The organism is Sorangium sp. So ce590, from assembly GCF_051521365.1.
Classification (GTDB): Bacteria; Myxococcota_A; Polyangia; order Polyangiales; family Polyangiaceae; genus Sorangium.
In genome coordinates this window covers 8,777,163-8,792,932 of record NZ_CP150346.1, presented here as the reverse complement: position 1 = coordinate 8,792,932, position 15,770 = coordinate 8,777,163, and the positions used below count along the sequence as shown (strand labels likewise).

Annotated in this window: 13 protein-coding genes; 4 read left to right on the top strand and 9 right to left on the bottom strand. The window is 70.8% G+C overall.

Going from position 1 to position 15,770, the window contains the following annotated elements:
- Nucleotides 1-52 precede the first annotated feature (52 nt).
- Nucleotides 53-1,138, bottom strand: a complete 1,086-nt coding sequence (locus WMF28_RS33095) for a lysylphosphatidylglycerol synthase transmembrane domain-containing protein (protein ID WP_437597446.1) — start codon at nucleotides 1,136-1,138, stop codon at nucleotides 53-55.
- Between the two features lie 159 nt (nucleotides 1,139-1,297).
- Between WMF28_RS33095 and gor the strand changes: the two genes are divergently transcribed.
- Nucleotides 1,298-2,716 carry a glutathione-disulfide reductase gene (gene gor, locus WMF28_RS33090; protein WP_437597445.1) on the top strand — a complete coding sequence of 473 codons (1,419 nt, stop codon included), beginning with the start codon at nucleotides 1,298-1,300 and terminating at the stop codon, nucleotides 2,714-2,716.
- Nucleotides 2,717-2,899: 183 nt separating this feature from the next.
- Entirely contained in the window at nucleotides 2,900-3,490 is a 591-nt protein-coding gene (locus tag WMF28_RS33085; RefSeq protein ID WP_437575085.1) for a DUF420 domain-containing protein, read from the top strand.
- Nucleotides 3,491-3,521: 31 nt separating this feature from the next.
- Here the strand turns inward: WMF28_RS33085 and WMF28_RS33080 are convergent, their stop codons facing one another.
- From WMF28_RS33080 to WMF28_RS33045, 8 genes are all read right to left on the bottom strand, one after another.
- The gene (locus WMF28_RS33080; RefSeq protein ID WP_437597443.1) at nucleotides 3,522-4,172 is read right to left on the bottom strand and encodes a protein-methionine-sulfoxide reductase heme-binding subunit MsrQ; all 651 of its coding nucleotides are present in this window, start codon (nucleotides 4,170-4,172) and stop codon (nucleotides 3,522-3,524) included.
- Between the two features lie 2 nt (nucleotides 4,173-4,174).
- Nucleotides 4,175-5,218 carry a protein-methionine-sulfoxide reductase catalytic subunit MsrP gene (msrP, locus tag WMF28_RS33075; RefSeq protein ID WP_437597441.1) on the bottom strand — a complete coding sequence of 348 codons (1,044 nt, stop codon included), beginning with the start codon at nucleotides 5,216-5,218 and terminating at the stop codon, nucleotides 4,175-4,177.
- 48 nt (nucleotides 5,219-5,266) lie between these two features.
- Nucleotides 5,267-6,049 (bottom strand): DUF5995 family protein, encoded by a 783-nt coding sequence (locus WMF28_RS33070; RefSeq protein ID WP_437597439.1) that lies wholly within the window; start codon nucleotides 6,047-6,049, stop codon nucleotides 5,267-5,269.
- A gap of 1,176 nt (nucleotides 6,050-7,225) precedes the next feature.
- A complete protein-coding gene (locus WMF28_RS33065) occupies nucleotides 7,226-7,999 on the bottom strand; it encodes a succinate dehydrogenase/fumarate reductase iron-sulfur subunit (RefSeq protein ID WP_437597438.1) in 774 nt (257 codons plus the stop codon).
- Complete coding sequence (locus tag WMF28_RS33060; protein ID WP_437597437.1) at nucleotides 7,999-9,912, bottom strand: fumarate reductase/succinate dehydrogenase flavoprotein subunit; 1,914 nt, start codon at nucleotides 9,910-9,912, stop codon at nucleotides 7,999-8,001. The genes WMF28_RS33065 and WMF28_RS33060 overlap by 1 nt, the downstream gene beginning before the upstream one ends.
- 19 nt (nucleotides 9,913-9,931) lie before the next feature.
- Complete coding sequence (locus WMF28_RS33055) at nucleotides 9,932-10,627, bottom strand: succinate dehydrogenase cytochrome b subunit (protein ID WP_437597435.1); 696 nt, start codon at nucleotides 10,625-10,627, stop codon at nucleotides 9,932-9,934.
- A 146-nt stretch (nucleotides 10,628-10,773) separates the two neighbouring features.
- On the bottom strand, nucleotides 10,774-11,631 hold the full coding sequence (locus tag WMF28_RS33050) for a response regulator (protein ID WP_437597434.1): 858 nt from the start codon (nucleotides 11,629-11,631) through the stop codon (nucleotides 10,774-10,776).
- 436 nt (nucleotides 11,632-12,067) lie between these two features.
- Complete coding sequence (locus WMF28_RS33045; RefSeq protein WP_437597433.1) at nucleotides 12,068-12,442, bottom strand: hypothetical protein; 375 nt, start codon at nucleotides 12,440-12,442, stop codon at nucleotides 12,068-12,070.
- A 224-nt stretch (nucleotides 12,443-12,666) separates the two neighbouring features.
- Here WMF28_RS33045 and WMF28_RS33040 point away from each other — a divergent pair, with 224 nt between their 5' ends.
- Both WMF28_RS33040 and WMF28_RS33035 read left to right on the top strand, forming a co-directional pair.
- Nucleotides 12,667-14,022 (top strand): class I SAM-dependent methyltransferase, encoded by a 1,356-nt coding sequence (locus WMF28_RS33040; RefSeq protein ID WP_437597431.1) that lies wholly within the window; start codon nucleotides 12,667-12,669, stop codon nucleotides 14,020-14,022.
- Nucleotides 14,023-14,109: 87 nt separating this feature from the next.
- Nucleotides 14,110-15,231, top strand: coding sequence for an aminopeptidase (locus WMF28_RS33035; RefSeq protein ID WP_437597430.1), 1,122 nt, complete (start codon nucleotides 14,110-14,112; stop codon nucleotides 15,229-15,231).
- The last annotated feature ends 539 nt before the right edge of the window (nucleotides 15,232-15,770 follow it).

The following is a 15,770-nucleotide window of genomic DNA, read 5'->3' as shown; positions in this document are numbered from 1 at the left end:
GTACTAGCAAATACCGTGACAACACCGGGGCGACAGGCCGCGTGACGCCGCGTCAGGCCGGTTCTCGTTGCGCGCCTGTGGGGGCGGCGCCCGCTCGGGCGGCGGCGGTGGGGACCTTCGCCTCCATATGGGGCAAAACGCCCCGGAGCAGGATCAGGCCGAGCGCGGCCTCGACGAGGGTGAGCGCCACCGCCCATGTCGTCGTGGTGGCGGCGATGGCGGCAAGGCGCTCTTCGCGCGTGACGCCGGCCGCGAAGCCCTCGAGGAGCGCGGCGGCGAGCACGTCGCGCGTGCCGAAGCCCTGCGGGGTGAGGGGGAGCGTCACCACCACCATCAGGATGGGGATGTACGTCAAGGCGGCCCCGAGGGGGATGCGCACGCCGAAGAACCAGAAGGGGAGCCAGGTGCCGGCGAACAGGACGAGGAGGTGCGGCATGCGCGCAGCGAGGGCGATAAGGTGGCCGCGCACGCCCGCCTCGAAGAGCGGGGCGAGGAGCTTCGTGCGGGCGAGCCGGGCGGGGCGCAGCGCGAGGAGCGCGAGGTAGAGCACGCCCGCGCCGAGGAGCAGGGCGGACCCGGCGAGCGGCCCGCCGTTCGCGGGGACGGCGACCGCGCCGAGGAGGAGGAGGCAGCCGAGCCACGACGCATAGACGACGAGCGTCGCGCCGGCGGCGCGCGCGAGCGGCACGGCGTGCGTACGCGCGAGGAAGAGCGTGATGAACGCCTGGCCCACGTGGTGGTTGAGCAGCGACGGAAGGTAGGAGGCGCCGCGGAGCACGAAGAAGTCGCGGAAGGCGACGGGGGCGATCAGGCGGCGGTAGACGAGGACGGTCGCGAACGTGTCGGCGCCGAGCAGCGCGAGGATGAAGAGGGCGGCGAAGGCGCCGAAGAGCGGGGCGTCGACGCGCGCGAGGGCGGCGCGGAAGGCGTCGAAGTCGAGGCGGCCGAGGACGAACGCGACGAGCGCGACCGCCAGCGCGAAGGGCAGGGCGCGGCGCGCGCGCCCCCAGCGGCCGGGCGCGCGCCGCTCGGGCAGGTCGCCGTCGCACGGCGGCAGGTCGCCGTCGCGCGGCGGCAGGTCGCCGTCGCGCGGCGGCGGGGCGTCGGCGAAGGTTCCAGTGTGGGTCGAGGAGCGCAACGGCGGGACCGTAGCAGAATCCCCGCCGGGGTGGCCCAGAGGAGCCGCGCCCGGAAGCACGCCGCCCCCGGCCTCGAGGCCACACGCCACCCCCTCTGTCCCCGGGGGGCGCGAACGCTGCGCGGCGACGGCGCCCCGCATGGGGCATAGTCGTTCGCCATGTCCAAGTACGATTACGATCTCTTCGTCATCGGCGCCGGCTCCGGCGGCGTGCGCGCAGCTCGCATGTCCGCTTCCTACGGCGCCCGGGTCGCCATCGCCGAGTCGCATCACCTCGGCGGCACCTGCGTCAACCTGGGGTGCATCCCGAAGAAGCTCCTCGTCTACGCCTCGCACTACACCGAGGACTTCGAGGACGCCGCCGGCTACGGCTGGTCGGTGCCCGGCCACGGCGGGGACGGGCAGGCCGGCCCGGCGTTCGACTGGTCGACGTTCCTCCGCAACAAGAACAAGGAGATCGAGCGCCTGAACGGCGTCTACGAGCGGCTGCTGAAGAACTCGGGCGCCGACATCCGCCGGGGCCAGGCCAGGGTCGTGGACCCGCACGCCGTCGAGATCGACGGCGCCAGGATCACCGCCGAGCGGATCCTCGTCGCGACAGGTAGCTACCCCTGGATCCCCGACGTGCCCGGACGCGAGCTCGCGATCACCTCCGACGACGCGTTCCACTTCAAGACCATGCCGCGGCGGGCGGTCATCGTCGGGGGCGGCTACATCGCGGTCGAGCTCGCCGGGATCCTGCACGGGCTCGGGGCCAAGGTGTCGCTGATCCACCGCGGCATGCACCTGCTGCGCGGCTTCGACGACGACATCCGGGCGTTCCTCGCCGCCGAGATCCAGAAGAAGGGCCTGGATCTCCGCCTGGGCGCGAGCGTCGAGAACATCGAGCGGCGCGGCGACGCGCTGTGCGCGACGCTCGCCGACGGCACCGAGCTCGAGGCCGACTGCGTGCTGTACGCGACAGGGCGCCTGCCGAAGACGAAGGGGCTCGGCCTCGAGGAGGTCGGGGTGGCGCTCGACGAGGACGGCGCGGTCGTGGTCGACGACGCATTCCAGACGGCGGTCCCGTCCATCTACGCGATCGGCGACGTGATCTCGCGCGTGCAGCTCACGCCGGTCGCCATCGCCGAGGCGATGGCGCTGGCGAAGCGGCTCTTCCGCGGCGAGAGCGCGCGCGTGGACTACGCCGGCATCCCGACCGCCGTGTTCAGCCAGCCGAACGTCGGCACCGTCGGCCTGAGCGAGGCGCAGGCGCGCGAGCACCACGACGTCGCCGTCTACCTCTCGATCTTCCGCCCGCTCAAGCACACCCTCTCCGGGCGCGAGGAGAAGACGATGATGAAGCTGGTCGTCGATCGCGGGACCGACCGGGTGCTCGGCATCCACATGGTCGGGCCCGACGCCGGCGAGATCATCCAGGGGTTCGCCGTCGCGCTGAAGTGCGGCGCGACAAAGGCGCAGTTCGACGCGACGATCGGCATCCACCCGACGGCGGCCGAGGAGTTCGTGACCATGCGCGAGCCGCTGCGCAACGCAGATCGCAGCCCGCCGATGGGGATCGCGCCGAGCTCCGCGTAGCCCGCGGGCGCGCGCTCGCCGGGCTGCTGGCTCCGCCCGGCGCTCGCGCGATCCCGCCCGTCCGCTTGCGACGGCATCGGTCGGCTGCAGCCGGCGTCCGTCCCCTTCCGGCGGCCTTCGTTCGTCGCCGTCCGCTCGCTCCGGCTCGCCCGCTCGCGTTCGCCCTCGGCGCGCTCCTCTGGTATGGACCGCGCGATGTCGACACACGCCTCGACCCCCTTGAAGCCGGTCGGCCTGCTCGCCCGCACAAGCGATCGATCGTTCTACGTCTTCAATGCCGTGCTCTCCGCGGCCGCGCTGGCGTTCCTCGCCTACATCCTCATCATCCGGCGCGGCGCGGGCGGCGCGGATCTCCGCTTCATGCCCCCGCTGAACGCCGCGCTGAACGCGACGGCCGCCACGCTGCTCGTCGCGGGCTGGATCGCGATCAAGCGCCGCGCGATCGTCGTGCACAAGTACCTGATGGTCTCGGCGTTCGTCGCCTCGTCGCTGTTCCTCGTCGGCTACCTCGCCTACCACTTCGTCCACGGGGACACGAAGTACCAGGGCACCGGGCCGCTGCGCGCCGTCTACTTCGCCGTCCTCATCTCGCACATCGTGCTCTCGGCCGGAATCGTGCCGCTCGCGCTGACGTCGTTCTACTTCGCCTACAAGGCGAACTTCGCGAAGCACGCCAGGGTCGCGCGGGTGACGCTGCCCCTCTGGCTCTACGTGTCGGTGACGGGCGTGCTCATCTATTTCATGCTGCGCGGGAGCCCGCCGGCGGTGCCGTGAGCTCCGCGCCGCGCGGGAGCCCGCCAGGGGCTCAGCGCGAGGCCGCGCGCCTGCGCAGGGCGGCGCTCGCGATGCGCACGGCGAAGAGCAGGGCGAGCAGCGCCGCGTAGATCATCGGCTCCGTCGTGTCCTTCTTCACGCGGAGGAAGAAGTGCACGACCCCGAGGACGGCGGCGACATACGCGAGGCGGTGCAGGCGCTTCCAGCGCGCGGCGCCGATGCGCTTCAGCATGCGCGCGGTCGACGTCGCCGCGAGCGGGGCGAGCAGCAGGAGCGCGACGAAGCCGGCGAGGATGAACGGGCGCTCGGTGATGTCCTCGATGACGACGCGGGCGTCGAGCCCCTGATCGACGACCGCATAGGTCAGGAAGTGCGCGCACGCGTAGAAGAAGGCGAGCAGCCCGAGCGCCTTGCGGATGCGCAGCGGAAATGTCCAGCCCGAGACGAGCTTGAGCGGCGTCGCCGCCAGGGAGGCGACGAGCAGCACGAGCGCGAGGAGGCCGAGCTGGTTCAGCGCCTCGGCGACGGCGTTCGGGCCGAGCGCCCCGGCCCCGGCGCGCAGGCCGAGCACGGCCAGCGGGATCAGCCCGCCGGTGACGACCGCCGGCACGAGCCAGGGCAGCTTCCGGCCAGCCGGCGAGAGGGCGCCCGCCGGCGACATCGGCCTCGCGGGGGAGCCCATCGTCAGAAGCTCTCCCGCAGGTCCATGCCGGCGTAAAGACCGGCGACCTCCTCCGCGTAGCCGTTGAACGGCAGCGTGGGGCGGCGGCGCAGCTCACCGATCCTCCGCTCGGTGGCCTGGCTCCAGCGCGGGTGATCGACCGCGGGGTTCACGTTGGCATAGAACCCATACTCGTCCGGCGTGGCCTGGCTCCACGTCGTCCGCGGCTGACGCTCCGTGAGCTGGAGGCGGACGATCGATTTGCCCCCCTTGAACCCGTATTTCCACGGGACGACCAGGCGAATCGGCGCTCCGTTCTGGCCGAGCAACGATTTGCCGTAGAGGCCCACGGCCAGCATCGTGAGCGGGTGCATCGCCTCGTCGATCCGGAGCCCCTCGACGTAAGGCCAGTCGAGGACGTCGCTCCGCTGGCCGGGCAGCTGCTCCGGATCGAGCAGCGTGGTGAACTGGACGTACCGGGCGCGCGAGGTCGGCTCGAGGCGCCTGAGCAGCGGGGCGAGCGGGAACCCGAGCCAGGGGATCACCATCGACCACGCCTCGACGCAGCGCATGCGATAGACGCGCTCCTCCAGGGGAAACAACCTGAGCAGGGTGTCGAGGTCGATGACCTCGGGCTTCTTGATCTCTCCCTCGCACGCGACGGCCCAGGGGCGCAGCCGGAGCCGGCCGGCGTTCCTGGCCGGCTCCGACTTGCTCAGGCCGAGCTCGTAGAAATTGTTGTACGAGACGATGGCCTCGTAGTCGGTCCGCGCCTCGTCGGTGACGAACGCGGTCCTCGCGCTCGCCGCGCTCGTCCCGAGGAGCGGCGGCGCGGCGTCCGGCGGCGGGGGCGCGCTGGCGAGCGGCGCGGCCTCGCCGCCGGGGGCGCCGGGCCCGCCGGCGTCCGCCACGCCGGCCTCGCCGCCCGTGAGCCAGACGAGGCCGCCGCCCAGGGTCGACGCGGTGCCGGCGAAGAGCGCGGCGTTCTTCAGGAGCTCGCGCCGCCGCAGGTAGAGCGCTGGAGGGGTGATCTCGCTGGCGGGCGGCTCCTTGGGCAGCTTGCTCATGCCCCATTCTACGATCGGACGGGGCTCCGGTTGCGGGCCGGCCCGCGATCACGCGGCCCTTGACAGGAGGCGGAGCGCGACGCCGGGCGCGTGGTGGAGCGAGGGCAGCGCGAGCATCCGCCCGATGCGCGCGGAGCGCTGCTCCACGCCGCGGGCGATCGCCGCCCGCTCGCCCCGGCCGTGCGCCGCGAGCAGGGCCAGCACGTCGGCCCAGACGCGCTCGCGCCAGCGCGAGAGCATCTCCATCGACACCCAGATCGCGAGCTCCGGGGCGGTGTCGCGGAAGATCGCGCTCAGGGGGCAGCCGTGCCGGGTGGCGAGGCGCTCGAGCGCCTCGATGACCGCGCGGCGGAGGAGCGTATTGACCTCATCGTGATCGTGCTTGAGCCGCGCGAGCATCCTCGGATCGCCGCCGTGCCCGAACTCGACGATCGTCGCGTGGATCCCGAAGACCAGGTCGTAGTTGATGTGGGCGCTGAAGCCGAGCAGGGCGCTCTGCACGGGAGGCGTGTACCGCGATGACGTGCTCGCGTACGCGATGTGCCAGGCGCCGCAGTCCTGCGCCGCGCCCCGCTCGTACCAGCGGAACGTCTCGAGGTACCGCTCGCAGAACCGGCCGGCGAGGCGGGAGATCCACGCCGGCTCGAGGAACATGCCATCGCGCCGCTCCACCTGCGCCGCGACAGCGCGCGTGACGATACCGTAGACGTCGGTGAACGCCGCCCGCCGATCGCCCGCGGCGATGAGGCGATCCGTCACGGTGTCGAGAACAACGGCAGCATCGTGGACGCTCGTTGGATGCAGATTAAGGCCGTCGATGCAGCTGCTCATGAAGTCCCCTCCTACTTCTTCGCTCGTCAAAGAGACCTGATCTGATGTTCGAACCTCCGCATCCGACCGCCTCGCTCGCGCCGGCCGCATCGCCGGCACGCAGCACGAACGGCGCAGCAGAGACGCCGACCGGCGGTCCGCCCGGAGCCGGTCGCGCTGATCTGCGCCCCGATGCGCATAGTTCCCATGTCGAAAGCGGATCTGGAGACCCGCCGGGAGAAAGGTCGCCGCGGATGTTGCCCTGGCTTCTCCTACTGCCGGCCCTCCCCATGACCGGCCCCCCGCAGAAGAGCGATGCTCGACGCGATCTAGACGCGCTCGCGGCGGGATGCCCCCCCTCGCTGCGGCGCTCTAAGTTGAACCTAGTCTACGACATCGTGTGGGGTGACCACAATTGTCTTATGAGCCCTGATCCCGTTCGGGACAGCTTCGAAGTTATTCTAACTGTCGAGCTCGAACAAGCGGCGGTTGACCCTGACATGTTTCTTTGTTGCGCGGGAGCGCGCCACGGCATCTTCCGGGTTGCGCTGCTACTGAATCGAGGGTTCGTCGATCTCGGAAACCCCCCACTCGCGTAGGCGCACGTCGCGAGGAGATGTTCTCGAAACATGCCGAGTGTTTATCCGATGTTGGCTGTACGGCTCGAGCTGAAGAGGTGAAGAACGTTTGGGAAGTCCCTGAGTCGCTGCTCAGGAAACTCCTGGTTCGTTTTCCACAGGGGAGGTGCAGTCTTTGCGTTTCCCGTGAAAAATGGTGCGGAAATACCGGGGGAGGTCGCCGTTATGTCACGGCGGTAGGGGGGCGGTGTGGCCGCGCCGGCGTACACGGCGAAGCCAGGGCTCGCCTGTCATGCCGCGGGGCGGTGCTCGGGTGATCCTCGCGCCGAAATCCTGCAGCCTGCGCCTCTCAGGCACCGGGGGCCGGCCGTACGGCGGCGATGACCCGGAGGGCTGGGCGTCACCGCCGGGAGGAGGGGGCGCCCCCGGCGTTCGGCGCGCGGCGGGCGGCGGGGCGTGCTGCGGCGGCGCCGAGGGCGCGGCCCCGCCTGTGCGGGCGGGGATGGCCGCGACGGAGAGCGCCGCCGTTCACGGCGCGCGCGGGGAGGGTCTTCGCTGTCGAGGAGGAGAAGGAGAGCGCCGGCCTCGGTCCAGGCCGGCGGCGCGGCGCGGCCGCGCCTCAGCCGGCGCCGGCCTTTGTCTGCACGTCGCGGTAGTCCAGCGTCGCGCGCAGGTAATCCCGGTTCATCTTCGCGATCGCGTCGAGGGAGATCTCCTTCGGGCAGACCGCCTCGCACTCGCCGATGTTCGTGCAGTGGCCGAAGTTCTCGACGCGCATCTGGCCCACCATGTTGAGGCTCCGCTGATCACGCTCCGGCTGGCCCTGCGGGAGGATGTTCAGGTGCGTGAGCTTCGCCGCGGTGAAGAGCGAGGCCGACGCGTTCGGACACGCCGCGACACAGGCGCCGCAGCCGATGCAGGCCGCCGCGTCCATGGAGCGCTCGGCGATCGGCTTCGGCACGGGGATGGCGTTCGCGTCCGGCGCGCTGCCGGTCGGCACCGAGACGTAGCCGCCCGCCGCGATGATGCGGTCGAACGCGCTGCGGTCCACCGCGAGGTCGCTCACGACGGGGAAGGCCTGGGCCCGCCACGGCTCGAGCCACAGCACATCGCCGTCCTTATAGTGACGCATGTGCAGCTGACACACGGTCGTCCCACGGAGGGGGCCGTGCGCCTGGCCGTTGATCATGAAGCCGCACATGCCGCAGATGCCCTCGCGACAGTCGTGATCGAACGCGATCGGCTCCTCACCCTTGAGGATGAGCCGTTGATTGAGCACATCGAGCATCTCGAGGAAGGACATGTGCTCGCTGACGTCAGGCACATCGTACGTGACGAACCGGCCCGCTTCGTACTTGCCCTTCTGCCGCCAGACATGGAGGGTGAGGCGCATTATTTGTAACTCCGCTGCGTTAGGTGAACCTCATTGAACTGGAGCGGCTCCTTGCAGAGCTCCTGCGCCTGACCTTCGCCTCGCCATCCCCAGGCGGCGACATAGCTGAAGGCCTCGTCGTCGCGCTTCGCCTCGCCCTCGGGGGTCTGGTGCTCCTCGCGGAAGTGCCCGCCGCACGACTCCTCCCGGTGGAGGGCGTCGCGACACATGAGCTCCGCCAGCTCGAAGAAGTCGGCGACGCGCGCCGCCTTCTCGAGCTCCTGGTTCAGGCCGGTGCTCGTGCCCGAGACGCGGACGTCGCGGTGGAACTGCTCCCGGAGCTCCGGGATCCGCGCGAGCGCGCCCTTCAGCCCGGCCGCGTTGCGCGCCATCCCGCAGTGCTCCCACATGATCTTGCCGAGCTCGCGGTGGAACGAGTCGGCCGTGCGCGAGCCGTTCGTCGCGAGCAGCTTGTTCAGCCGGGCGCCCGCGTCGCGCTCGGCGTCCCTCACGGCGGGGTGGAGGTCGTCGACCCGCTCGAGCTTCGTCGACGCGAGGTAGTCGCCGATGGTGTAGGGGATGACGAAGTAGCCGTCGGCCAGGCCCTGCATCAGCGCGCTCGCCCCGAGGCGGTTCGCGCCGTGGTCGGAGAAGTTCGCCTCGCCGAGCACGTACATGCCGGGGATCGTGCTCATGAGGTTGTAGTCGACCCAGAGCCCGCCCATCGTGTAGTGGATGGCCGGGTAGATGCGCATGGGGACGGCGTACGGGTCGTCGCCGGTGATGCGCTCGTACATGTCGAAGAGGTTGCCGTAGCGCTCGGCGATGGCCGGCTTGCCGAGGCGCCGGATGGCGTCCGAGAAGTCGAGGTACACGCCGAGCCGCGTCGGCCCCACGCCGCGGCCCTCGTCGCACACCGCCTTCGCCGCGCGCGACGCGACGTCGCGCGGCACGAGGTTGCCGAAGCTCGGATAGCGGCGCTCGAGGTAGTAGTCGCGCTCGCCTTCGGGGATGAGCTCCGGCGCGCGGGTGTCGCCCGGGTTCGTGGGCACCCAGATGCGGCCGTCGTTCCGGAGCGACTCGCTCATGAGCGTCAGCTTCGACTGGTACTCGCCCGAGACGGGGATGCACGTCGGGTGGATCTGGGTGAAGCAGGGGTTGGCGAAGAGCGCGCCCCGCTTGTGCGCCCGCCAGATGGCGGTGGCGTTCGACCCCTTCGCGTTCGTCGAGAGGAAGAACACGTTCCCGTAGCCGCCCGAGGCGAGGACGACCGCGTCGCCGAGGTGCGTCTCGAGCGCCCCCGTGATCAGGTTGCGGGTGACGAGGCCGCGCGCCTTGCCGTCGACCACGATGAGGTCGAGCATCTCGGTGCGCGGATACATCTTCACCTTGCCGAGGCCGATCTGCCGCTCGAGCGCCTGGTAGGCGCCGAGGAGGAGCTGCTGCCCCGTCTGCCCGCGCGCGTAGAACGTCCGCGATACCTGCGCGCCGCCGAAGGAGCGGTTCGCGAGCACGCCGCCGTACTCGCGCGCGAACGGCACGCCCTGCGCGGCGCACTGGTCGATGATGTTCACGCTGAGCTGCGCGAGCCGGTACACGTTGGCCTCGCGCGCGCGGTAGTCGCCGCCCTTCACGGTGTCGTAGAAGAGGCGGTAGATGCTGTCGCCGTCGTTCTGGTAGTTCTTCGCGGCGTTGATGCCGCCCTGCGCGGCGATGCTGTGAGCGCGGCGCGGAGAGTCCTGGAAGCAGAAGCTCTTCACGTTGTAGCCGAGCTCGGCCAGCGTCGCGCTCGCCGCGCCGCCGGCGAGGCCGGTGCCGACGACGAGGATCGTGTACTTCCGCTTGTTCGCCGGGTTGACGAGCTTCAGGTTGAAGCGGTGCTGGTCCCACATCTTTTCGATGGGACCTTCGGGGATCTTCGCATTGAGCTGCATGGTGACGGACGCTCCGGGCTCAGCGGACGAGGCCGAACAGGACGGCCAGCGGGATGGATGAGAAGCCGACGGCGAGCAGGATCGACGACGCGGCCGCGAACTTCTTGAGCGCCGGCGTGTAGCGCGGGTGGCTGAGGCCCATCGACTGGAACATGCTCCACGCGCCGTGGTAGAGGTGCAGCGCGAGCAGGCCCATCGACACCATGTAGGCAATCGCCACGGGCGCCGAGCTGAAGCCCTTCACGACGTTGTCGTAGGCGTCGAGCGGCACGAAGTCGGGGTGCAGGGTGCCCGTCGTCAGGTGGAGCAGGTGATAGACGATGAAGGCGGCGAGGACGCCGCCGCTCAGCAGCATCGTGCGCGCGGCGAGGTTCGGGTGCCGCTGCCCCTTCACCTGGTAGCGGATCGGCCGGGCAGCGCGGCTGTGCAGCGCGAGCGATACGCCCGTGTAGACGTGGACGATGAGGGCGGCGAGGAGGACCAGCCGCGTCCCCCAGAGCAGCGAGGGGGTCCCGTGGAGGAAGGCTGCATAGTCGTTGAACTTCTGCCGGCCGAGGAAGACCTGCAGGTTGCCGGCCATGTGGCCGATCACGAAGCCGAAGAAGACGACGCCGCTCAGCGCCATCGCGAACTTCTTGCCGACGAGATCCCGGTAGAAGAGCGCGACGCGCTGGGCCCTGGTGGGGAGAGTCGATGGGGCAGCAGTGGGGCTCATCGCTCCCCTCCTTTAGTGGGGCGCGAACGCGTTAGCCAGAGGGAATCTCGAACCCGCTCCGCAGAATTTGCGGGCCTCGGCCGCAGATCTCGGCCGAGCGAAGCGCGCTGCCCGCGCTGTCGCGGCGCGGGGGGCAAGCGTCAGCGTCAGGCGGCGCGGGGGCCCGCGCGCCGTACCTTGTGCCCGTAAAACGCGAGCGCGAGCGCGATCGCGAAGATGCCGATGGCCTGCTCTTCCTGGCTGGTGAACGCCGGCAGGTGCTCGTCGCGGAGCACCACGAGGCCGCCGAACGAGCTCTCGCCCAGGCGGAGCGGCGCCACGATGGCGGCGCCGAAGCGATCGCCCTCCGTGGTGCAGAGCAGGTCGGGCGCGTCGTCCGCGGACAGGCGGACGGGGGCGAGCGCGCCCTCGATCTGGCCGGCGAGCCGCGCGATGAACGCTGCAGGCACCTCGGCGCCGGACGCCGCCTGGTAGAGCGCGGCCCCGTGATCGAGCGCGAGGGAGAGCGCGGCGCCGGTCGTATAGACCACCTTCGCCGCGAGATCCACGGCCCGCTCGGGGAAGTCGTCGCGCGAGAGGGAGGCGACCAGGGCGGCGCTCGCCTGGTGGACGGCCGCCACGGCGTCGAGGTGGGTGCGCAGCATCGCCGCCCCGAGCAGCCGCTTCATGTCCTCGATGTCGTACGGCTTCTCGAGGATGTCGTACGCGCCGCTCTTCATGCACTCCACGGCGGCCTGCGCGCTCGAGAACGGGGCGCCGACGATGATCTCGAGGTCCGGGCTGATCGCCTTGAGCGCGGCGATGGTCCCGGCGCCCTCCATGCCGGGCGCCCTCACGTCGGCGACCGCGAGGTCGAACCGGCGCGCCTTGACGAGCTCGAGCGCGGCGAGCCCGCTCTCGGCGCACGTGACGTCGAAGCCGCCGTCGCTGAGCTCGACCGCAAGCCTGTCGAGGATCCTCTTCTCGGCGTCTACCACCAGCACATGGGGTCGGGCCTGGCTCACTGATGCCTCCTCTGGTCTACAGGGGGTGCGCCGCGCCGCCTCGCCGTCCGGCGCCGCGGTGATCGCGCGACGACCGCGGCGGTCGCGGCGAATGTCGATCCACCCGGCGGAGCCCCCTCCGCATCTCTACCAGCTGTCCAAAGTTCGCCTACAGTCCAATAGAACCGGTATTCCAGCGAAACGGAAGTCGAAGCGGCGTTGACGCGGTCCTCGTTTGACAGGACGCGGCGCCGCGCGCCCGGCGCGGATGTGCTCCGGTATGCCGACTCCAGCGGACCGTGTGAGCGCTCCTCGCAGGGCGAGAGCGCGGGGGGCGCGCGTCGGAAGGCCTGTTTCGCGGAGGCGCCGTTGTGGGGTCGCGCGCCGCACGGCGGAGAGGATGTGGTCGATGTTCTGCGGGTCGCCGCCGGCGACGTCGGTGCTGTGGCTCGTTGTGTCAACGAGCTCCCGGTCGTGTTGGGCAGGGGAGGGCGTCGCTGCCGCTCTCCACGAGGAGGAGCTCGAGCGCGACGCGGTCCGTGAGCTCGTCGCGCGCGATGCGGTCCGTGAGCTCGTCGCGCGCGACGAGGTCGCGGCCGATGTCCTCGCGGATCGCTGCGTGCGCGCAGCCGCCCGACGGGCCGTCGATCCGGATCGTGAACGCGCGCGCCGAGAACCCGCGATCGCGGCGGCGGATGCCCGCGGAGCAGACGATCGGACCGGGGAGCGGGCCGGCGACGTCGACGGGTCGCGACCCGAAGAAGGTAAGGAGAAACTGGAATCCTCTGCCCGATTTTCGCCCTTTGCCAGAAACATGAAACCTCCCCGACACGAATCTGTTGTCGGGAGTCCCCCGAACACCGCTGTGATGCGGATCGCGCCCGGCAATGCTTTCCTCCTGTCCCCGACAACTGCGCGTGTCCGGGTTGTCCGCCGGCCGTTGTGGGCGTTACGTGACTCGTTGCGATGGTGTCGACGAAGATGACATGTCGCTTGACGGGAAAGCGCAGCTCGGTTCAGCTCGTCGGGCGGCCGGGGGGTCGCGGAGGGGGTCCGATGTTCATCGTCAGGAAGGGCGAAGTTCCGCTGTTGTCCCGTTGGGTGAAGGAGGCGGTCTCGCGCCTGCTGGAGCGCCATGACGGGACCCCGTTCGAGCTGCGCCTGTGGGGCGGCGAGCGGCTGCGCTTCGGCGCGGGCGCGCCGGCGTTCGCCGTGACGTTCAGGACGCGCCGGGCGCTCTGCGAGGCGGCGCTCCGGGGCACCCTGGGTCTCGGTGAGGCGTATATCCGGCGCGAGGTCACGTTCGACGGAGATCTCGAGGACTCGCTCGCCGGCCTGTTCCAGCTCGCGCGGCCTCTGCGGTCCGCCGAGGCGCGCCTGCCGTGCCTCGCGCCCGCGCTGCCGTCGTGCGAGGGCGGCCTCTCGGGCGTGCTCGACGCGCTCCGGCTCGGGCTGCTCTCCGGCTCGGCGAAGCGCGAGAGGCTCGCCGTCGAGCGCCACTATGGGCTCGGCAACGACTTCTATCCTCTTTACCTCGACAGGCGCCTCCAGACCTCGTGCGGCTACTTCCGGTCTCCGGGCGAGGCGCTCGACGACGCGCAGGCGCACAAGATCTCCCTCGTCGCGCGGAAGCTCGCGCTCCGGCGTGGGCACCGGCTCCTCGACCTCGGGTGCGGGTGGGGCCACCTCATGTTCCACGCCGCGGAGACCTACGGCGTGCAATGCCTCGGGATCACCCTCTGCGAGAACCAGGCGAGGTACATCCGCGAGCAGGCGGCGGCGCGGCGGCTCCCGGTCGAGGTCCGCGTGATGAGCTGCGAGGAGCTCGAGGGCGAGCCGCGGTGGGATCGGCTCGTCTCCCAGGGCTCGATGTGCCACGCCGGCGCGCGCCGGATCGGCGTGTTCTACGACAAGGTGAAGGCGCTGCTCGCCGAGGGCGGCGTCTGCCTGCTCGAGAGCGTCACCCGGGAGCAGGAGTCGCCGCGGACTGACCCCTTCGTGCAAAAGCACATCTTCCCTGGGTACTGGCCTCCATCGATCCATGGGATGGCGGCGCGCGCCGCCGCGCGCGGCCTCGACGTGCTCGACGCGGAGAACCTCCGGCGCCACTCCGCGCTCACGGCGCGCTGCTGGCGCCGCAACTTCCTGGACAACCGGGAGAAGATCGAGCGGGTCACCGGCTTTGACGCCGTCTTCCTGAGGACATGGGAGTTCTACCTGGCCTGCGCCGCCGCCGCGTTCCGCAGCGGGTACCTGGGCGCCGTGCAGATGGTGCTGTCGAACGGGGCCCCGCGCGATTACCCGCTCGCGCGTGAGCCCCTGTACGCCGTGGAGGAGCCCTCGCCGCGGGAGCGCGCGCCGAGCGTCCCGGCCGTGCAGTTCAGCTCGTGGGGGGCGGCCGCGCCGTCCTGATCTGCGGGGCGGCGCTGTCCCGCCGGCACGCGCGCCCTCCGCGCGGAAGATCTTGTGAAGCCCGCGCGGCCAGCTATCAGCTAGAGTATGAGCGAACGGCTACCGGCCAGCGCCCGTCCCGGCGCCGTGCCCCCGTGGTCTGCGTCGCGCCCTCGCCGCCTGGCGCGCGCGGGCAAGGCGGCCTCCGTGCTCTTCGCGGTCGCGCTCTGCTCCCTGCTCTCCTCGTGTACCCAGATCCGCTACATCGCGCAGGCGGGCCTCGGTCAGCTCTCGATGGCGTGGAGCGCCGAGTCGCTCGAGGACGCCGTCGGCGACGCCCGCAGGCCGTGGCGGACGCGCGCGCTGCTGCGCGAGGTCCCGCATATCAAGCGCTTCGGAGAGCGTCATGGGCTCACCCCGACCGGCAATTACAGGACGTATGTCGAGCTCGATCGCCCGGCCGCGGTCTGGGTGGTGAGCGCGTGCGAGCCGCTCCGGTTCCGCTCCAAGACGTGGAGCTTCCCCATCGTCGGCAACGTTCCCTATGTGGGCTGGTTCGATCTCAAGGAGGCCAAGGCCTTCGCCGCGCCGCTCAAGGCGGACGGCTGGGACGTCGACGTGCGCCCGGCGGGCGCGTACTCGACGCTCGGCTGGCTGGAGGATCCGGTCCTGTCCACGATGATCTCGAGCGGGGACGAGGCGCTCGGCGAGCTCGCCAACGTGGTGCTGCACGAGTCGCTGCACGCGACGCTGTACGTGAAGGGCCAGACGAGGCTGAACGAGAGCCTCGCGAGCTTCGTCGGGGACGAGCTCGCCAAGGTCTACCTGGATGAGCGGCTGGGCCCCTTCTCCGCGGAGAAGACGGCCTACATGAGGGAGCAGGAGCGGAGTGAGGCGCGGGCGCGCGCGCTGCACGACGCGTACGTCCACCTCAACCGGCTGTACGCGTCCCCGGCGTCGGACGCCGAGAAGCGGGCCGAGAAGAAGGCGGTGCTGGCCCGGCTCAAGGAGGACATCGGGGCGCGCCGCCCGCTCAACAACGCCTCGCTCGTGCAGTTCCGCGTCTACAACTCGGGGACCCCGGAGCTCCAGGCGCTGCTCTCGACCTGCGGCGGCAGCTGGCCAAGGTTCCTGGGCGCGCTGAGGAAGCTCGAGGGCCACAGGTTCTCTGCGCCCCAGGAGAACATCGGCCGGGTGGTCGAGCCGCTGATCCGGGCCGGGTGCAGGTAGCTCCGTGCCCACGTAGGCTCGTGTGCCGCGCTGCGCGCTCTCTGGAGCCGCGCGCCGCGTGCCGCGGTGCGCTGCGCGCGCGTGCCGTGCTGCGCGCCGCGTACCGTGCTGCGCGCTGGAACCAGCATGCAGCGTCAAAATACGCTGCGGTGCGTCGCGCGGCGCGTGCCGCATCATTGCAATCGTTCGCTCTCATGGCGCGATGCAGGGTGGCCGGCCCTCGATGGGTGGACGTTTTCATGTCCAGGTAAGAATTCAGTTCTGGATCTGAACCCATCCGTGGATCGGACCAGTCCCTGCGGAAATGTATGACGTTCATCGCACCCCCGGGCGGCGCGGCCCGCTGCTGGATGCGGGTTTCTGCGGGTTTTTTGGCCCTCGGGGCCCGCTCGTGCGGGGGGATCGAGGTTGGCCCGCCGGTTGCTCAATGGCTCCCCAGATGTCGCTCCCGTTCGCCGCTCGGTTTCATGGGGATTCGAAGGGAGCGGCCCCGCTGGCACATCGTTCGCAGTGCGAGCCCCAGTCGTTGGGGGGCGCCG